Source organism: Streptomyces tricolor, from assembly GCF_002155905.1.
GTDB classification, from domain to species: domain Bacteria; phylum Actinomycetota; class Actinomycetes; order Streptomycetales; family Streptomycetaceae; genus Streptomyces; species Streptomyces tricolor.
Genome location: NZ_MUMF01000223.1, coordinates 1 through 18,415 on the forward strand (window position 1 = coordinate 1; position 18,415 = coordinate 18,415).

Annotated in this window: 13 protein-coding genes, 1 tRNA gene and 1 pseudogene; 7 read left to right on the forward strand and 8 right to left on the reverse strand. The window is 73.5% G+C overall.

Annotation, left to right across the window (positions count from 1 at the left end; translation table 11 throughout):
* Positions 1-118: 118 nt before the first annotated feature.
* Positions 119-556, forward strand: coding sequence for a MarR family winged helix-turn-helix transcriptional regulator (locus tag CCN44_RS17015; protein WP_059254347.1), 438 nt, complete (start codon positions 119-121; stop codon positions 554-556).
* Between the two features lie 18 nt (positions 557-574).
* Here CCN44_RS17015 and fdhD read toward each other — a convergent pair whose 3' ends face one another.
* A complete protein-coding gene (fdhD, locus tag CCN44_RS17020; RefSeq protein ID WP_059254349.1) occupies positions 575-1,423 on the reverse strand; it encodes a formate dehydrogenase accessory sulfurtransferase FdhD in 849 nt (282 codons plus the stop codon).
* A 241-nt stretch (positions 1,424-1,664) separates the two neighbouring features.
* Here fdhD and CCN44_RS17025 point away from each other — a divergent pair, with 241 nt between their 5' ends.
* Positions 1,665-2,612, forward strand: a complete 948-nt coding sequence (locus CCN44_RS17025) for a beta-ketoacyl-ACP synthase III (RefSeq protein ID WP_059254351.1) — start codon at positions 1,665-1,667, stop codon at positions 2,610-2,612.
* A gap of 314 nt (positions 2,613-2,926) precedes the next feature.
* Positions 2,927-3,901, forward strand: a complete 975-nt coding sequence (locus tag CCN44_RS17030) for an RNA polymerase sigma factor (RefSeq protein WP_086698136.1) — start codon at positions 2,927-2,929, stop codon at positions 3,899-3,901.
* A 48-nt stretch (positions 3,902-3,949) separates the two neighbouring features.
* On the opposite strand, the gene CCN44_RS17035 is transcribed toward CCN44_RS17030, so the two are convergent.
* A complete protein-coding gene (locus CCN44_RS17035) occupies positions 3,950-4,804 on the reverse strand; it encodes a PucR family transcriptional regulator (RefSeq protein ID WP_143649803.1) in 855 nt (284 codons plus the stop codon).
* A 136-nt stretch (positions 4,805-4,940) separates the two neighbouring features.
* Positions 4,941-6,662 carry an RNA polymerase sigma factor gene (locus tag CCN44_RS17040; RefSeq protein ID WP_143649806.1) on the reverse strand — a complete coding sequence of 574 codons (1,722 nt, stop codon included), beginning with the start codon at positions 6,660-6,662 and terminating at the stop codon, positions 4,941-4,943.
* Between the two features lie 299 nt (positions 6,663-6,961).
* On the opposite strand from CCN44_RS17040, the gene CCN44_RS17045 reads away from it, so the two are divergent.
* Positions 6,962-7,639 carry a GntR family transcriptional regulator gene (locus CCN44_RS17045; RefSeq protein ID WP_059254359.1) on the forward strand — a complete coding sequence of 226 codons (678 nt, stop codon included), beginning with the start codon at positions 6,962-6,964 and terminating at the stop codon, positions 7,637-7,639.
* Positions 7,640-7,724: 85 nt separating this feature from the next.
* On the opposite strand, the gene CCN44_RS17050 is transcribed toward CCN44_RS17045, so the two are convergent.
* The 5 genes and pseudogenes from CCN44_RS17050 to CCN44_RS17070 form a co-directional block, all read right to left on the reverse strand.
* Positions 7,725-9,131, reverse strand: coding sequence for an OFA family MFS transporter (locus tag CCN44_RS17050; protein ID WP_208639788.1), 1,407 nt, complete (start codon positions 9,129-9,131; stop codon positions 7,725-7,727).
* Position 9,132: 1 nt separating this feature from the next.
* Positions 9,133-9,480 carry a hypothetical protein gene (locus CCN44_RS17055; protein ID WP_059254361.1) on the reverse strand — a complete coding sequence of 116 codons (348 nt, stop codon included), beginning with the start codon at positions 9,478-9,480 and terminating at the stop codon, positions 9,133-9,135.
* Between the two features lie 120 nt (positions 9,481-9,600).
* Positions 9,601-11,750: pseudogene (locus CCN44_RS17060) on the reverse strand (acetate--CoA ligase family protein).
* A gap of 1 nt (position 11,751) precedes the next feature.
* Entirely contained in the window at positions 11,752-12,984 is a 1,233-nt protein-coding gene (gene frc / locus CCN44_RS17065; RefSeq protein WP_079081377.1) for a formyl-CoA transferase, read from the reverse strand.
* A 10-nt stretch (positions 12,985-12,994) separates the two neighbouring features.
* Positions 12,995-14,677: a thiamine pyrophosphate-binding protein gene (locus CCN44_RS17070; RefSeq protein ID WP_059254365.1), complete on the reverse strand. Its 1,683-nt coding sequence runs from the start codon at positions 14,675-14,677 to the stop codon at positions 12,995-12,997.
* Between the two features lie 347 nt (positions 14,678-15,024).
* On the opposite strand from CCN44_RS17070, the gene CCN44_RS17075 reads away from it, so the two are divergent.
* From CCN44_RS17075 to CCN44_RS17085, 3 genes are all read left to right on the forward strand, one after another.
* Positions 15,025-15,109, forward strand: a tRNA-Leu gene (locus CCN44_RS17075).
* Between the two features lie 449 nt (positions 15,110-15,558).
* Entirely contained in the window at positions 15,559-17,610 is a 2,052-nt protein-coding gene (fusA, locus tag CCN44_RS17080) for an elongation factor G (protein WP_086698139.1), read from the forward strand.
* A gap of 129 nt (positions 17,611-17,739) precedes the next feature.
* The gene (locus CCN44_RS17085) at positions 17,740-18,336 is read left to right on the forward strand and encodes a TetR/AcrR family transcriptional regulator (RefSeq protein WP_059254375.1); all 597 of its coding nucleotides are present in this window, start codon (positions 17,740-17,742) and stop codon (positions 18,334-18,336) included.
* Positions 18,337-18,415 lie beyond the last annotated feature (79 nt).

The window sequence follows — 18,415 nt, forward strand, 5'->3', positions numbered from 1 at the left end:
AGGGGCCGGGCGGGCCCGGCGCGGTCGATCGTGGGGAACACCCATGAAATCGTTGGGAGCCCCAACGGTAGGGGAGGTTCGTTGGGAAGTCCAATGATTCTTCGGATAGGCTGCCGGCATGGCCGAAGCACCCCTGCCCGCGATCCGCTCCCTGCCCAGCTGGCTCCTCGGCCGGGCCGCAGCGCGGGGCCGCGCCCTGGTCGCCGACGCCCTCGCCGCCGAAGGGCTCCGGATGTGGCACCACGTCGTGCTCTCCGCCGTCCGCGACCTCGCCCCCGTGGCCCAGGCCGACCTCGGGCGCGGCGTGGGCCTCGACCCCAAGGACGTCGTCGGCATCCTCAACGACCTGCAGTCCGCCGGGCTGGTCGAGCGCGCCCCCGACCCCCGCGACCGGCGCAAGAACGCCGTCTCCCTCACCGACGAGGGCGCCCGGCTCCTCCTGCGCTGCGAGAAGGCCGCCCGCGAGGCCAACGACGCGCTGCTCGCCCCGCTGTCGGCCGCCGAACGGGAGCAGTTCCTCGGCCTGTTGCGCCGGATCTCCGGCACGCAGGGCTGACGCCGGCCGGCGTACCCGTCAGCCGCGGGCGGCGGCCTCCCGCAGGGCGATCCGGTCCTCGCCCGCGTACACGTTCATCGAGCTGCCGCGCAGGAAGCCGACCAGCGTGAGGCCGGTCTCCGCGGCCAGGTCCACCGCGAGCGACGAGGGCGCCGACACGGCGGCGAGCACCGGGATGCCCGCCATCACCGCCTTCTGCGCCAGCTCGAACGAGGCCCGGCCGGAGACCATGAGGATCGTCCGGGACAGCGGCAGCGCGTCGTTCTGCAGCGCCCGTCCGACCAGCTTGTCGACCGCGTTGTGCCGGCCCACGTCCTCCCGGCTGTCCAGCAGCCGCCCCGCCTCGTCGAACAGGGCCGCCGCGTGCAGGCCGCCGGTCCGGTCGAACACCCGCTGGGCCTCCCGCAGCCGGTCGGGCAGGCTCGCCAGCAGCTCGGGGGCGACCCGGAGCGGGGGAGTGTCGGCTATCGGCCAGCGCGCGGTCGTACGGACGGCGTCCAGGCTGGCCTTGCCGCACAGCCCGCACGAGGAGGAGGTGTAGACGTTCCGCTCCAGGCTGACGTCCGGGAGGGCGACGCCCGGCGCGGTCTTCACGTCGACCACGTTGTAGGTGTTGCCGCCGTCCGCCGTCGCACCCGCGCAGTAGACGATGTTCTGCAGCTCGGCCGCCGTGGCCAGGACGCCCTCGCTCACCAGGAAGCCGGCCGCCAGGGCGAAGTCGTCGCCCGGGGTGCGCATGGTGATCGCGAGCGGCTTGCCGTTGAGCCGGATCTCCAGGGGTTCCTCGGCGACGAGCGTGTCCGGGCGGGTGGAGACCGCGCCGTCCCGGATGCGGAGGACCTTGCGTCGTTCCGTGACTCGTCCCATGTTCTGATCAGCCCCGGTTCTGTGCGTGCGGGTAGCCGAAACGGCCCTTGACGCAGATTGTCCTGCACCTGGGGGGTGGGGCGCGGTCCGGAGGGGCGTCGGATCACACGCATGTCCGAAAATCTGATGAGAGCCGACAATCGTGGCGCCCGATTCCTGTCGCCTTGGCTGCCCTCGTACCCGTGAGTCACTGATCAGACTGGTGCATCCCGCTACCCACGGCACGAGGGGATCCCCCGGCATGAACGGCTCACGCATCGCCGCCATCGGTCACTATCAGCCCGCCAAGGTGCTCACCAACGACGACCTGGCGGGCATGGTCGACACCAGTGACGAGTGGATCCGCTCCCGGGTGGGCATCCGCACCCGGCACATCGCCGGCCCCGACGAGCCCGTCGACGAGCTGGCCGCGCACGCCGCCGCCAAGGCCCTCGCCGCGGCCGGGCTCGACCCCGCCGACATCGACCTGGTCCTCGTCGCCACCTCCACCGCGATCGACCGCTCCCCGAACACCGCCGCCCGGGTCGCGGCCCGGCTCGGCGTCCCGCGGCCCGCCGCCATGGACGTCAACGTGGTCTGCGCCGGCTTCACCCACGCCCTGGCCACGGCCGACCACGCCCTGCGGGCCGGCGCCGCCACCCGTGCCCTGGTCATCGGCGCCGACAAGATGTCCGACGTGACCGACTGGACCGACCGCAGCACCTGCGTCCTCGTCGGCGACGGGGCCGGGGCCGCCGTCCTGACCGCCTGCCCGCCGGGGGAGGAGCCCGGGATCGGGCCGGTGCTGTGGGGCTCGGTGCCGGAGATGGGGCACGCCGTGCGGATCGAGGGGACGCCGCCGCGGTTCGCCCAGGAGGGGCAGAGCGTCTACCGCTGGGCCACCACCCGGCTGCCGGCCATCGCCCGCCAGGCCTGCGAGAAGGCCGGCGTGGCGCCCGAGGAACTCGCCGGGGTCGTGCTGCACCAGGCCAACCTGCGGATCATCGAACCGCTGGCCGAGAAGCTCGGCGCCGGCCACGCGGTCATCGCCCGCGATGTGACCGAGTCCGGCAACACCTCGGCCGCCAGCATCCCGCTCGCCTTCTCCAAGCTGCTCGAACGGGGCGCGCTCGGCACCGGCGACCCGGTCCTGCTCTTCGGCTTCGGCGGCAACCTGTCGTACGCCGGACAGGTGGTGCGCTGCCCCTGAGCCCGGGGCGCCCTCCCGAGCGCCCACGGGCATGCCGGCCGGTCACCGTGGCCGTCCGAGTGCGGCGGCGTCGGAGCGGCCGGCCCCTGAGAACGCGCCGACCGGTCTTCCGGCCTCCGTGCCCGGCACGGGCCGACGGCACCCGCCGCCCGGGCGCCCGTCGAACCGCCGCCGGTGCGCGGCGAGCGCCCGGGTCGGGCACGGCGGTTCTTTGTCTCTTTGTGACTAACCGGTCGCGCGGCGTGGCGGGAGCGGCCCATGATGGCCAGGGCTCGGGTCGGTGACCCGCACCAGACTCTCGGGAAGGTGGTTCCGTGTTCCTGGCCTCCGGCCTCCGTCGCTCCGAACTGTCGGACGCGGAGCTGCTGTCCGCCGCCGGTGAAGGGGCCGCGCAGGCCATGCGCGCGCTGGAGGAACGGCACGGGGCGGCGGTCCGGGCCTACGCCCGCACGTGCGTGGTCTCCGCCGACGACGCCGCGGAGCTGACGGCGTACGCGTTCACCGGTCTGCGGCTGCGGGCCGCCCGGACGCCTCCCGACGCGGTGGGATGTGTGCGCGTCGCCCTGTTCGACAGCGTCCGCAGCACCGCCGTGCTGTGGGCCAGGCCGGAACAGCCGGTGCTCACACGGTCGTTCGGGACATGGGTCGGGTCGGGAGCGGTGTGGTCCCTGGACGAGGACGGTGAACTCCTCGCCGCCTTCCGCGGGCTGACCGCGCAGCAGCAGTGCGTGCTGTGGCACGCGTCCGTCGAACGCGACCCGTCCGAGCTGATCGCCCGCGTCACGGGGCTGCCGGAGAGCGAGGTGTGGCGAGAGGCCGTGGACACCGGACGGATGTTCCGCCGCCGCTGCGCCGAGCTGTACGCGCAGCGGGTGGAGCAGACCGCGTGCCTGCGCTTCGTGAACAGCGTGCTGCTGGGCCCCGGGGAATCCTGGGACGGCCCGTACGACACCGGCCATCTGCGGCTGTGCGCCGACTGCCGTGAACTCTTCCGCGAGCTGCGCGGTCTGCAGGCCCGGCTGCCCGTGCACCTGCCGCGCAGACTCCTCGGCTGGTGGCCGGCGGGTGCCTATCACACGGCCAAGGACGCGTCCCCGCGTCCCCGTGCGGGCGGGGCGCGGCCGGCCCCGGCAGGCGCGGGACAGCGGCGGGTCCCCGGCCCGCGTGCCGCACACGGCAGGCGCACGCGGCGGGGACGCCGGCCCCGCGGGCGCGCGGTCCCCGCCGGGCTCCTGGCGGCGGCCGCGCTGGTCCTCCTGGTCTCGCTGGCCGCGGGCCTGTGGCCGTGAGCCGCCGCCTCCGGCCGGGGCCAGGGGCGTGCCGCGGCAGCCGCCGCGTCACGCGCTGCGGTGACCGCGGCTCCTGCGCAGGGCCGCTGCCGCGCGGCTCCGGCGGGCCCGCGCCGTCAGCCGCAGCCCGTTGAGCGCCAGGACGAACTCCAGCCGGCGGCGGGGTTCTTTCAGTTCGCGTCCGAAGATCCGCTCGGCCTGACGGATGCGGTACCGGACGGTCTGCGGATGCACGTGCAGCAGCCGCGCCGTCTGCGCCGCGCTGCCGGACTCGAACCACGCCAGCAGGGTCTCGGCCAGCCGTTCCGCCTGCGCGGGCGGCAGGGCGGACAGGGGGCCGAGGCGTCGTCTGACCAGCTGGAGCAGCAGCGTCTCGTCTTGCGCCAGCAGCAGAGCCGGCAGGTGGTCGTCCACGTACACCGGCCCGGCGGGCCGGGCGGGGTCGACCGCGAGGGAGAGCAGGGTGCGGGCCCACCGCAGGGAGGTCCCGGCCTGTTCCCTGGCGAGCGCCGGCCCGACGACCACGGGACGGCCTGGGAGCAGCCGGTCCAGCAGCCCGGCCGGTTCGGGCCCGGGCTGAGCGATCAGGACGTACGGCTGTGCGCCGCCCCATTCGGCCAGCCAGCCCGGCCCGCAGCGGGGGAGCCCGGTGGGGGCGGGCGGCGCGGTGGCCACGGCGTGCAGCCGCGGCGGCAGGCGCCACCCGGCCCGGCGCGCCAGGTCCAGCAGGATCGCCTCGCCCTGGGCCGGTTCGCACGTCAGGGCGGCGGCGAGCAGGGACAGCGGACGGCTCCGCCCGAGAGTCCCGTGCTGCTCCCCGGGCGCATGGCCAAACGTTTCTTCTCCCTCGGTCGTCTCCCTGCCGTGCTCAAATGTCCTGTCCGCCGCAGACCAGTCGGTCAACGTCCGCCCCTTTCTCCGCTGCTGCCCGGGGAGCCGCGCGCCGCCGTCGTCCGCGGCGGCGCCGCGAGCGGCTCCGCCACAGAGAGGAGCCCCCACGCCTGCCGTCCCGCTGCTTTGCCGAACCATTACCAAGCGCTCAGGAGAGGCGTACGTCGTCCAGGGCCCAGTACCAGTCGTTGCGGGCGTCCCTCAGGCGGAACTTCACGGTGACCGTCCGGGCCCCCCGGGGCACGGTGACGGCCAGGCTCTCCCTGCTGTCGAACCGGTCGGCGGCGTAGGCCTTGAGCAGGCGGTCCGGGCCGGAGTCGAAGGACACCAGGACCTCTCCGCGCTGGGCTCCCAGCTGCCAGTAGTGGGTCACGTAGCTGAGCGTGAGCCGGCCGCCGGGCGGGGTGGCGCAGGCCGGTGAGACGAGGGTCGAATCGAACGTGCTGGTCCGGGACGGTTCGCCGAGGTCGTTCCACTCGTCCGGATCCGCGACGGCGATCACCCGCCGCCCGAGCGAGAAGTCCTCACGGTACTGCCCCGGGGCGGTGCGTTCCCAGAAGTCCCGGGTCGTCAGGGTCCAGCCGCGCCATTCCCTGACACCGTTGTCGGGCATCCGGGAGTTGTCCACGCGCCAGCCGCCGGGGAAGCTGTGCGTCCAGCCCGGCACGGAGCGGGGGACGTCGTGCTCGTCGGCGGCGGGCTTCAGCTCGCCGTCGTCCGCGTCGAAGCCCGTGCAGGCGGCCAGGGGGACCCCGGCGGGGGCGGCGGAGGGCCGTGCGGTGGCCGGCGCCGGGCGCGGCGGCGTGGACACCGGCCGCGGCGGACTCGGCGCGGTGGCGGCCGGCGCGGCAGTGTCCGGCGCGGAGGTGTACGGCACGGTGGGCGAGGGCCGGCCCCGCACGGGCCGGTTCTCCTCGGTGTCCGGGTCCCCGGGCAGCAGGGACACGACGGCCAGGGCGGCGACCGCCAGGGCCGCCGCGCCCGCCGTGAGGGCCGCCGGGCGGGTGAGCGGGCTGCCGCCCTTGCCGGCTCGGGCGGGGCCCGCGTCGGCCGACGCGGCGAGGGACGCGGACGCGGACCGGGTGGCCAGGTAGGCGGGACCGGCCCACAGGAGGACGCCGGTGGCGAGGTAGGCGCCGAAACGGTCGTTGAGACGAGTGAGTTCGTCCACCGCTCCCCGGCAGCGGGCGCAGCTCCCCAGGTGCCGCTGCAACGCTCTGCCCGCCTTGTGCTCTCCGCGCCGCACGTATGCCCCGAGCAGCGCGCTGAAGTGCCGGCACTCCTCGCCGGCGCGGGCGTCCTGGGCGTGGGCGGTCAGATAGGCCTCGCGCAGCCCCTCCCGGGCCCGGGACGCCAACGACGCCACCCCGCTCGGCGTCAGGCCCATGAGTCGCGCGGTGGCCCCGGCCGGTTCCTGCTCGACGGCCGTGTACCACAGGACCGTCTGCCAGCGCTCGTTCAGCGAGAGGAAGGCACGGCGGACGAGGCTGCGCTCCTCCTGGCGCACGACCCACGTCTCGGCGTCCTCGACGGCCGGGTCGCGCTCGTCGAGCCACTGCTCGAAGTCCAGCGCCAGCCGGTGGCGCCGCTCGGTGGTGAACCAGCGGGCGGCGGTCCGCCGCACCGCGGTCAGCAGGTACGGGCGCCATGCGCCGTGCGGGCCGTGGCCCGAGCGCACCGCTTCCAGCGCGCTGGTGAACGCCTCGGACGCCAGGTCCTCGGCGGTGTGCTCGTCGCGGGAGCACAGCCGGGCGTAGCCCACGAGCGCCCGGTGATGGCGCCGGTGCAGCTCCTCGGTCGCCTCCTGGGAGCCCGACTCGCGCCAGCGCGCGGTGAGTTCACTGTCGGTCAGTTCCTGTATGTGTGTCATGTCGCCGGCCAAAGCACTCGCCCGTCGGTGGAGGGGGACATCCTGTACGCCCCCCGGGACTCGGCTCCGTTGCCCGCCCGCTGCGATGCTGCCGTAACCAGCCAGAGGCGCGAGTCACCCCGGGCGATTGTGACCGTTCAGTGATCAACTCCCTGGAAGTATGCCTTACTGACACATATTCGATCATGATCGGATACGACCGAACTCCGGATTCTGTGGGCCGTAGACTGTAGACGAAAGACAATCGATACTGAGCGTCCAGCGCCTACGCGTCCAGACCCGCCCAGGAGGGGACCGCGATGTTGTCGACCGGACTGCCGCAGGGGGCGGTGCCCAGGCTGGAACGGCCCGGACCGCTGCGGGAACGCGTGTACGAGGCACTGCTGGAGCTGATCACCACCCGGGCCCTGCAACCGGGTCAGCACCTCGTGGAGAGCGAACTCGCCGGGCACCTCGGTGTCTCCCGGCAGCCCGTGCGCGAGGCGCTCCAGCGGCTGAACACCGAGGGGTGGGTCGATCTGCGGCCCGCACAGGGTGCGTTCGTGCACGAGCCGACCGAGGAGGAGGCCGACCAGCTGCTCACGGTCCGCACCCTGCTGGAGGCGGAAGCGGCCCGGCTGGCCGCCGCGCACGCGGGCAGCCCCGGCATCGCCGCCCTGGAGGAGCTGTGCGCCGAGGGCGAGGAGGCGGTGGCGGCCGAGGACGTGGACCGTGCCGTCGCCCTCAACGCGGCCTTCCACGCCAAGGTCATGGAGCTGGCCGGCAACGCGGTCCTCGCCGAGCTCGCCGCCCGCGTCGACCGGCGGGTCCGCTGGTACTACACGCCGGTGGCCCGGCAGCGCGGCCGGCAGTCCTGGATCGAGCACCGCGCGCTGATCACCGCGATCGCCGACCGCGACGAGCAGCGCGCCACCCGGCTGATGCGCGAACACACCGAGCACACCCGGCGGTCGTACCACGAGCGGAACACGGCCTGAGCACCGCCTGCCGCACCCGCGGCATGGCCCTGTTCCCCCCTCGCTCACCGACGAGCGGAGGGGGGAACAGCGGCCGAGGCGCTGGTCAGGAGGCCGGGTGCGGTCGGGCGGCCGGTGCCGGCCGGCCGCCCGACCGGCCCGGCTGCCGCAGCAGCAGGGCGAGGGCCGCCGCCGCCATCGACACCCCGCCGGCCAGCGCGTACGCCCCGTCGTAGCCCCAGGCGCCGACCACCATCGAGCCGAGGCCGCCGCCGAACAGCCCGCTGACCAGCTTGCCGCTGTACACCAGGCCGTAGTTGGTGGCGTTGTAGTTCTCCCCGAAGTAGTCCGGGGTGAGCGCCGCGAACAGCGGGTAGAACGCGCCGCCGCCGAAGCCGGACAGGAACGCGAAGATGAGGAACAGCGGCTCGCTCCCGACCTCGCCGGCCCAGATCACCCCGAACTGGGCCAGTCCCAGCACCACGATGACGAAGACGAGGGTCGTCTTGCGTCCCCAGCGGTCCGACAGCCAGCCCACGACCCCCCGGCCGATGCCGTTGACGACCGCCATCACGCCCATCGAGGAGGCCGCGACCAGCGGACCGAAACCGACCTCCTTGGCGTAGTCGACCTGGAAGGAGATGCCGAAGATCGACACACCGGCCGTCAGCACGATCGAGACCCACATCAGCGGCAGCATGCCGGTCCGGACCGCCTCGCGCGGCGTGAACTGCCGTACCGCGGGAGGGTTCTTGGCGAGGGACACCGCGTTCCTGCGGTCGCCGGCGAAGGTGAGCGGGTCGATGTCGGCGGGCCACCAGTTCTTCGGCGGGTCCTTGAAGAAGAACGCCGAGGCGAACACCACGATCAGCACGTACACCCCGATGAGGTCCAGCACCGTCCGGTAGTTCGCCGTGTCGAAGGCGTAGTTGAAGATGAAGATGAACGGCAGCGAGCCGTACGCGAAGCCGCCGTTGACGAACCCGGTACGGGCGCCGCGCCGTTCCGGGAACCACTTGCCGACCATGTTGATGCACGTCGCGTATACCAGCCCGGAGCCGACCCCGCCGACCACCCCGAAGCCGAGCATCGCGGGCCACACCTCGCGCAGGTGGGACAGGGCCAGGAAGCCCATCAGGCACATGACGGAGCCCGTGTACATCGCGCGACGGGCGGTCAGCACGCCCCTCTCGCGCAACCAGCCCGCCGGGAAGGCGATGCCGGCCTGGAAGAACACCCAGACGCTGAGGATCCAGAAGGTGTCGGACTGCGTCCAGCCGTGCGCGTGGGACAGGGTGTCCTCCGCGGAGCCGTAGGCGTACTCGAACACGCTGATCGCCATCATGGCGATCCACGGCAGGTACACCATGAGCGTGCGCGAGTGACCGAGGATGTCCCGGTCGGTCTCGCCGATCCGGTACACCCGGCCGTGCGGGTCGGTCACCTCCCGGTACGGCCGGCGAGCGGAATCCGCCGGTCCGGTGCTGTTCGTCGCTGTCCGGTCTGCCGTCATGTCACGCCATCTCCTCGCCGAGCGGGTGCGGGTCGGACACGGTGCGCCGGGCGTTCGGCCCGCCCGGCGCCGTGCGAGAGGGGGCCGCCCGGCAGAACACCCGGACGCCCGGCAGCCGGGCCGGATGCCCCGCGCCGCCCGGCGGCCCCGCGTGCAGCGCGCCCGCCGCCGGCGCGGACGCGATCCCGGCGAGGCCGATGCCCGTCACGCCCGCCCACGGCAGGACGGCCGTGCACAGCCCCGGCCGGACCGGCAGACCGGCGTCGCTCCCGCCGATCCGGTACCTCCGGCCGTGGCGGTCCGTCCCCTCGTGGCCCGGGACGGACGTCGTGCAGTCGCTCGTTCTCATGCTGCTCAGTGCCCCTTGCATCGAAAGTGCCGGTCAGTGCCCCCCCCGGTGGCTGCCTTTCCTGCGCGCACGGATCCCGGGGCCGGCGGCGCGCACCGCCGCCGGTCCCGCTCGCTCACCTCATGGACCGCCCCCCAGCAGTCCGGCCGCCCGCGCCCACCGGTACTTCGCACCCAGCACCGCCACCGGCATCTCGGTCGTGTACGGGTACGCCACGACCCCCCGCTCGAACAGGTACCGGCAGGCCTCCTCGACCTCCACGTCACCGGCGAGGGAGGCCACGACCGGCTTCGCAACGCCCCGTTCGCGGAACTCGGCGACCACGCGCGCGGTGAGTTCCGCGAACGCCGCCGGCGGAGTGACGACGGTGTGCCAGTAGCCGAGCACCAGGGCGTGGACGCGGGGATCCGCCAGGCCCAGCCGGATCGTCGCCTCGTACGTCGACGGCGGCTCGCCCCCGGTGATGTCCACCGGGTTGCCGGCCGCGCCGAACGGCGGGATGAACCGGCGGAACGCCTCGTCCAGGTCGGGCGGGATCTCCATCAGCGACAGCCCGTTGTCCGTCACCGCGTCCGACAGCAGCACCCCGCTGCCACCCGCCCCGGTGATGATCACGACGTTGTCGCCCCGCGGCGTGGGCAGGACCGGCAACGCGCGCGCGTACTCCAGCATGTCGTTCAGGCCCGGCGCCCGGATCACCCCGGCCTGCCGGAGGATGTCGTCGTACACCGCGTCGTCGCCGGCGAGCGCGCCGGTGTGCGAGCCGGCCGCCCGCGCACCCGCCGCCGTACGGCCCGCCTTCAGCACCACGACCGGTTTCTTCGGCACGGTCGCGCGGGCCGCCGCCACGAACGCCCGGCCGTCCTTGAGGTCTTCGAGGTGCATGGCGACGCACTGGGTGTGCGGGTCCTCGCCGAACCAGGTCAGCAGGTCGTCCTCGTCCAGGTCCGCCTTGTTGCCGAGGCCGACGATCGCCGACACCCCCGTCCGCGTGGTGCGGGCGAAGCCCAGGATCGCCATGCCGATGCCACCGGACTGCGAGGTCAGCGCCACCGGGCCCTTGACGTCGTACGGCGTGCAGAACGTCGCGCACAGGTCCTGCCAGGTGGAGTAGTAGCCGTAGATGTTGGGGCCGAGCAGGCGGACGCCGTGCCGTTCGGCGATCGCGACGATCTCCGCCTGGAGCGCGTGCTCACCGGTCTCCGCGAAGCCGGACGGGATGAGGACCGCGTTGGGGACGCCCTTGCGCCCCGCTTCCTCCAGAGCCGCGGCCACGGACCGGGCCGGGACGGCGAAGACCGCCACGTCCACCTCGCCGGGCACGTCCGCGATGCTCGGGTACGCCTTGCGGCCCAGGATGTCGCCGGCCCGGGGGTTCACCGGGTGGATCTCGCCGGCGAAACCGCCGTCGAGCAGGTTGCGCATCACCGAATTGCCGATCTTGCCGGGCTCCTGGGAGGCGCCGATCACGGCGACCGCACGCGGCTGCATCAGCCGGCGCATCGAGGCCAGGATCTCCTCGCGGGTGTACGTCCGCCGCGCGGGCTGCGGCCGTTCGGCGAGGATCACCCGGATGTCCGCGGCGACCGCGCCCCGGTCCGTCGCGATCACCGGGTTGAGGTCCACCTCCCCGATCTCCGGGAAGTCCGCGACCAGTTCGGACACCCGCCGGATCAGCTCGGCCACCGCCCGCCGGTCCACCCCGGCCTGCCCGCGGACCCCGCGCAGGACCTCCGCCGACCGGACGGAGCCGAGCATCGACAGCGCCTCGTCGGCGGAGACCGGAGCGAGGCGGAACGTCACATCGCGCAGCACCTCGACCAGCACCCCGCCGAGCCCGAACGCCACCACCTTCCCGAAGGCGGGATCGGTGACCGCGCCGACGATGACCTCCCGGCCCGCCGGCAGCAACTCCTGCACCTGCACGCCCGTGACACGCGCCCCGGCGTCGTACGCGCGCGCGTTCGCCACGATCCGGTGGAAAGCGGCCCGCACCTCGGCCACGACCTCCAGCGCACCACCACGACCCCGCCGGCCTCGGTCTTGTGCAGGATGTCCGGCGAGACGATCTTCAGCACCACCGGTCCGCCGATCCGTGCCGCGGCGGCCACCGCCTGGTCCACGTCGGCCGCCAGTTCCTCGTCCGGTACGGCGATCCCGTACGCCTCGGCGATCACCCTGCCCTCGGGCGCGGTCAGCGCGGTACGGCCCGCGGCCCGCACGGACTCCAGCAGGGCCCGCACCCGCGCTGCCCGGTCTTCCGCCGGCACGTCAGATCACCCCGTTCGACCGCAGCAGGCGCAGCTCGGCCTCGTCGAGGCCCAGTTCGCCGACGTAGACCGCCCGGTTGTGTTCGCCGAGGAGGGGGGAGGCGGTCACCTCCACGGGGGAGTCGGAGAGCTTGAGCGGGCTGCCGACGGTCACGAACTCGCCGCGCTCGGGGTGCGGGACGCGCACCACCATCTCGTTGGCGGCGAGCGAGGGGTCCTCGATGATCTCCTTGGTGGACAGGATCGGGCCGCACGGGATGTCGTGCGCGGTCAGCCGCCGCAGCACCTCCCACTTGGGGAGGGTGGCCGACCACTCCTCGATCAGCTGGAACATCTTGGTCAGCTTCGGCAGCCGGGCCTCCGCGGTGGCCCACTCGGGGTCCTCGGCGAGTTCCGGCCGGCCGATGAGGCCGGTGATCGGCCGCCAGCCGGCGGGCTGCACGATGACGTACACGTAGTCGTTGGGGCCGCCCGGCGCGCACTTGACCGCCCAGCCCGGCTGGCCGCCGCCGGACGCGTTGCCCGAGCGGGGAACCTCCGTGCCGAAGTCGTCGTTGGGGTATTCGGGGAGCGGCCCGTGTGCCAGCCGCTGCTGGTCCCGCAGCTTCACCCGGCACAGGTTGAGGACGGCGTGCTGCATGGCCACGCCGACCCGCTGCCCCCGCCCGGTCCGCTCGCGCTGGAAGAGCGCCGCGAGGATCCCCGCCACGGCGTGCACCCCCGTCCCCGAGTCCCCTATCTGGGCCCCCGTCGCCAGCGGCGGCCCGTCCTCGAAACCGGTGGTCGACATCGACCCGCCCATGGCCTGCGCGACGACCTCGTACGCCTTGAAGCCGGTGTACGGGCCGTCCCCGAACCCCTTGATGGAGGCGTAGACGATCCGTGGATTGATCTCCCTGACGCGGTCCCAGGTGAACCCCATCCGGTCCACCGCGCCCGGCCCGAAGTTCTCGACCATGACGTCCGAGCGCCGGATCAGCTCGGTGAGGATCTCCTGGCCGCGCTCGGTCTTGGTGTTCAGGGTGATGCTCCGCTTGTTGCAGTTGAGCATCGTGAAGTAGAGGGAGTCGACGTCCGGCAGGTCCCGCAGCTGCCTGCGGGTGATGTCGCCGGCCGGTGCCTCCAGCTTGAGCACGTCCGCGCCGAGCCAGGCCAGGAGCTGGGTGGCGGAGGGCCCGGACTGGACGTGCGTCATGTCGAGGACGCGGATGCCGTGGAGTGCCTTGGCGGTCACGGGCTTCACCTCACTTGTACATGGTCTGGTTCATGGTTCCGGGGGCGTACGCGTCCGGGTCGATCCAGACGTTGACCAGGGACGGCTTGCCCGACTCGCGGGCCCGGCGCAGGGCCGGGCCGATGTCGGCGGGGTCGCGGACCTCCTCGCCGTGACCGCCGAGGATCTGCGCGAACTTGTCGTACGGGACGTCTCCGAGGGTGTTGCCGACGCGTTCGCGGTCCTTGCCGTACTTGGCGGCCTGGCCGTAACGGATCTGGTTCATGGACGAGTTGTTGCCGACGATGCCGACGAACGGGAGGTCGTAACGGACGAGGGTCTCGAAGTCCCAGCCGGTGAGGGAGAAGGCGCCGTCGCCGAAGAGGGCGACCACCTCCTTGTCGGGGCGGGCCTGCTTGGCGGCGAGCACGAAGGGGATGCCGACGCCGAGGGTGCCGAGGGGGCCGGGGTCCATCCAGTGGCCGGGTGACTTGGGCTGCACGACCTGACCGGAGAAGGTGACGATGTCGCCGCCGTCGCCGATGTAGACCGAGTCCTCGGTGAGGAAGTCGTTGATCTCGCCGACCAGCCGGTAGGGGTGGATGGGGGAGGCGTCGGACCGCAGCTGCGGCAGCCGCTTCCCGATCGCCGCCTGCTCGACCGCGCGCAGCTCGTCCAGCCACTCCTTGCGCCGCGCCGCCGCGCCGCCCGGCCGCCCGGACGCGGCCGCGGTCACCGAGGCCAGGACCAGTCCGGCGTCGCCGACGATGCCGAGGCCGATGTCCCGGTTCTTGCCGACGGTGCGGTAGTCCAGGTCGATCTGCACCACCGTCGCCGCGGGGGACAGGCGCTTGCCGTAGCCCATGCGGAAGTCGAACGGCGTGCCGACGACCACGATGACATCGGCGTTCGAGAAGGCGTACCGGCGGGAGAGCTGGAAGTGGTGCGGGTCGCCGGGCGGGAGCGTGCCGCGTCCGGCGCCGTTCATGTACGCCGGGATGTCCAGGGTGCGCACCAGCTCGATCGCGGCCTCGGTGCCCCGGGTCGTCCACACCTGGCTGCCCAGCAGGATCGCCGGCTTCTCCGCGTGGACGAGCAGGCCGGCGAGCTTCTCGATCGCCTCCGGGTCGCCGGCCGAGCGGGTGGAGGCGCGGTAGGCGCCGGCCCGGGGGACGCGGGCCCCGGCGCGCGGCACCTTCGCGTCGAGGACGTCCCGGGGGATCTCCAGGAAGGAGGGGCCCGGGGCACCGTGGTAGCACTCACGGAAGGCCATGGACACCAGGTCCGCCGCGCGTGCCGTGTCCGGCACCGTCGCCGCGAACTTGGTGATCGGCGCCATCATGTCGACGTGCGGCAGGTCCTGCAGGGACCCCATCCGGTGCTGGGCGAGCGCGCCCTGGCCGCCGATCAGCAGCATGGGGGACTCGGCGCGGAAGGCGTTGGCCACGCCGGTGACGGCGTCGGTCGTCCCGGGCCCCGCGGTGACCACCGCGCAGCCCGGCTTGCCGGTGATCCGGGCGTAGCCGTCGGCGGCGTGCGCGGCGACCTGCTCGTGCCGTACGTCGACGACCTCGATCCCCTCGTCGACGCAGCCGTCGTAGATGTCGATGATGTGGCCGCCGCACAGGGTGTAGATGCGGTCGACCCCTTCGGCCTTCAGTGCCTTGGCAACGAGATGGCCACCGGAGATCACGTCCTGGGTGTCGTCGGGCATGGCGGAGTCCTGTCCGTCGGGGGAGGGGTGCGGATGGCTCGCGAGCGTCGTGGGAGGGCGGACGCAGGCTGCATGCAGAGATTGCATACAGTCGACGCATACTGTATGGAGCTTTATCCCGCATCCGGTGGACGGTGTCCAGGGGGCCTCGTCGCTTTTCGGTCACCGGGGTCCGGTGGGCGATCCTCACGGTCGGCGCACAGGATCTCGCGGACTGTATACCGTCGGCAATCCTGCGGCCCCGTGCCGTCCCGCGGACGGATACGCAGGTGAAACGCACTCCGAAACCTTGGTATTGTTGTCCATGTCGCCGCGGGGAACACACCCCGCAAGGCGGCAGACACCTAGTCCGGGTGGCGGAATGGCAGACGCGCTAGCTTGAGGTGCTAGTGCCCTTTATCGGGCGTGGGGGTTCAAGTCCCCCCTCGGACACCGACAGGAGACCCCATGGCTGCGGCCATGGGGTCTCTTCGTTGTCCCGGGGGCGGCGGACCGCCCGCAGGGTGCCGGCGGGTCGCCCCGGGCAGGAAGAAAATCGGTACTCCCCGGCTGATCGTTTTCCTAGACTCGCCACCACACCGCGTGCCGCACCGACACCACGGCGGCGCGCCGCGTGAGCCGTGACGATCGAAATCGAGGGGAGCCGGGCCGTGCGTGACCGTACCGCCGTCGTCGTTCCCCCCGCGCGGACCGAGGTGATCCTGGTGTCCTCGTCCGTCCGGTGCCCGCTGCGCGGCCGGCACCGGATGCCCGTGACGCCCCGCTGACATCCCGGCGCCCCGCCCGGCACCCGTCCGGCCGCCGCCGTACCGTCCGCCCCCGAGGCACACGGGGAATCGCGCTGCCCTTCTCCAGCATCACTTCCCGAAAGGCACCGGGCCGTGCGCACCCACATCGACACCCTCGCCGCCGTCCGCAACCTCGGCATCCTCGCCCACGTCGACGCCGGCAAGACCACCGTCACCGAGCGGATCCTCTACGCGACGGGCATCACCCACAAACGGGGCGAGGTGCACGAGGGCACCACCGTCACCGACTTCGACCCGCAGGAACGCGACCGGGGCATCACCATCTTCGCCGCCGCGGTCAGCTGCGCCTGGGACGGCCATCGCATCAACCTCATCGACACGCCCGGCCACGTCGACTTCGCCGACGAGGTCGAACGGTCGCTGCGCGTCCTCGACGGAGCGGTGGCCGTGTTCGACGCCGTCGCCGGCGTCGAACCGCAGAGCGAGTCCGTGTGGCGGCAGGCCGACCGGCACGGCGTCCCGAGGATCGTGTTCGTCAACAAGCTGGACCGCGCCGGCGCCGACCTGGACCGGGCCGTCGCCTCCATCCGGGACCGGCTGCACCCCGCGCCGCTGGTCGTCCAGCTGCCGATCGGCGCCGAGGACGGCTTCACCGGTGTCGTGGACCTGGTGCGGATGCGGTCCCTGGTGTGGAGCGACGGGCAGGGCACGGCCGTGGAGGCGGCGGTGCCCGAGGCGCTGCGGGAGGAGGCCGTACGGCGGCGGCGTGCGCTGGAGGAGGCGGTCGCCGAACGGCATCCGGCCGCCCTGGAGGAGTTCTGCGACCGTGAGACGCTCTGCGCCGCGACCCTGACCGCGGCCCTGCGCGACCTCACCCGCAGCGGGGACGGCGTCGTCGTGCTGTGCGGCTCCGCCTACCGCAACCGCGGCATCGAACCGCTGCTGGACGCGATGGTGGCCTACCTGCCCTCCCCGCTGGACGTACCCGCCGTACGCGGTGTCCACGACGGCGCCGAGCAGCGGCGGGCCGCCGACCCCGACGCGCCGTTCGCGGGGCTCGTGTTCAAGGTGAACGCCTCCGCCACCGGCCGGCTGGCCTGCGTGCGCGTCTACTCGGGCACCCTGCGCAAGGGGGACACCGTGTGGGACTCCGGCAGCGGACGCACCGAGCGGGTGGCGCGGATCCTGCGGCTCATGGCGGACCGGCACGTCCAGCTCGACCGGGCGGTCGCCGGCGACATCGTCGCGCTCGCCGGCGTGAAGACGGCCCGGGCCGGTGCCACGCTGTGCGACCCGGACGCCCCCCTGCTGCTGGAGGCGCCCGTGGCCGCCGAGCCCGTGGTCTCGGTGGCCGTCGAGGCGCGGCGCGGCACGGACACCGGGCGGCTCGCGGCGGCGCTGGCCCGGATCGCCGAGGAGGACCCCTCGCTGGTGGTGCGCACCGACGCCGAGACCGGGCAGACCGTGCTGTCCGGGATGGGCGAGCTGCACCTGGAGGTCGCGGTGGAGAAGATCCGCCGCGACGGCGGACCGGAGGTCACCGTGGGCCGCCCCCGGGTCGCCTACCGGGAGACCGTCGTCGGCGGGGTCGGCGGGTTCGTGTTCCGGCACGTCAAACAGGACGGCGGCGCGGGGCAGTTCGCGCACGTCGTCCTCGACGTCGAGCCGCTCGGACCCGAACCGGGCGGCACCGGCTTCGCGTTCCGCTCCGCCGTGGTCGGCGGGCGGGTGCCGCAGGAGTACGTGCGCGCCGTCGAGGCCGGCTGCCGGGACGCGCTCGCCGAGGGACCGCTCGGCGGGCATCCGGTGACCGGGCTGCGCGTGACCCTCACCGACGGCTCCACCCATGTGAAGGACTCCTCCGACACGGCCTTCCGCACCGCCGGCCGGCTCGGCCTGCGCGCGGCCCTGCGCGCGTGTACGACGGCGCTGCTCGAACCGGTCGCCGAGGTGACGGTGACCGTGCCGGAGGACGCGGTCGGCGGGGTGCTCGGGGACCTGGCGGCCCGGCGCGGCCGGGTCGGCGGCTCCGAGACCCGCGGCGGCCGGACCGTACTGACCGCGACCGTGCCGCTGGCCGAACTGTTCGGCTACGCCACCCGGTTGCGCAGCCGCACCCAGGGCCGGGGCACCTTCACCACCCGGCCCGCCGGCTACGCGCCCGCGCCCGTACCGGTCCGGTGATCCGGTGAGGGTGCGCCCTCCGGCGCCGGCCCGCACCACCGAGCCCCCGTGGCCCGGGGTGCGGGCCGGTGCCCGGCCGGAGCGCGCACCGTATTGCAACGCATGGTCCAAAACGGCTAGGGTCGGATCATGGCCCGACCGAGGACGTTCGACGAGGAACGGGCCCTGGACGCGGCGATGCGCACCTTCTGGGAGAAGGGCTACGAGGCCACCTCGACCCAGGATCTGTGCGCCGCCACCGGACTGGGGCGCAGCAGCATCTACAACACCTTCAAGAGCAAGCACGACCTGTTCCGGCGCGCCCTGCACCGCTACATGACCACGATGAACGCGCGTCAGCTGGCCGTGCTGGAGGATCCGGGGCTCAGCGGCGGCGACCGTATCCGCGCGCTGTTCGCCCTGGTGCTCGACGGTGACGCGCAGAACCGGCCGGGCGGCCGGAGCCTGGGCTGCCTCACGGTGAACACCACCGTGGAGCTGGCCGGGCGCGACGCCGCCGCGGCCGGGATGCTGGAGCGTGACACGGCCGGCCGGCTGGCCGCCCTGCGGGCGGCCGTCGAGGCCGGCCGGCGCGACGGCAGCATCACCTCGACCCGGGACGCGGGCGACCTGGCCCGGTTCCTCAACGCCACGGTCGCGGGCCTGCGCGTCTCCGCGCAGGGCGGCGCGGACCGGGCCGCCCTGGAGGCGATCGTGACGGTCGCCCTGGACGCGCTGACCGGCTGACCCGGCCCGGAGTCGCCCCGGGCCCCGGGCCGCTTGTCGTCCCCTCTTTTTGAACCGACCGATGCAGAACCTCCCACGC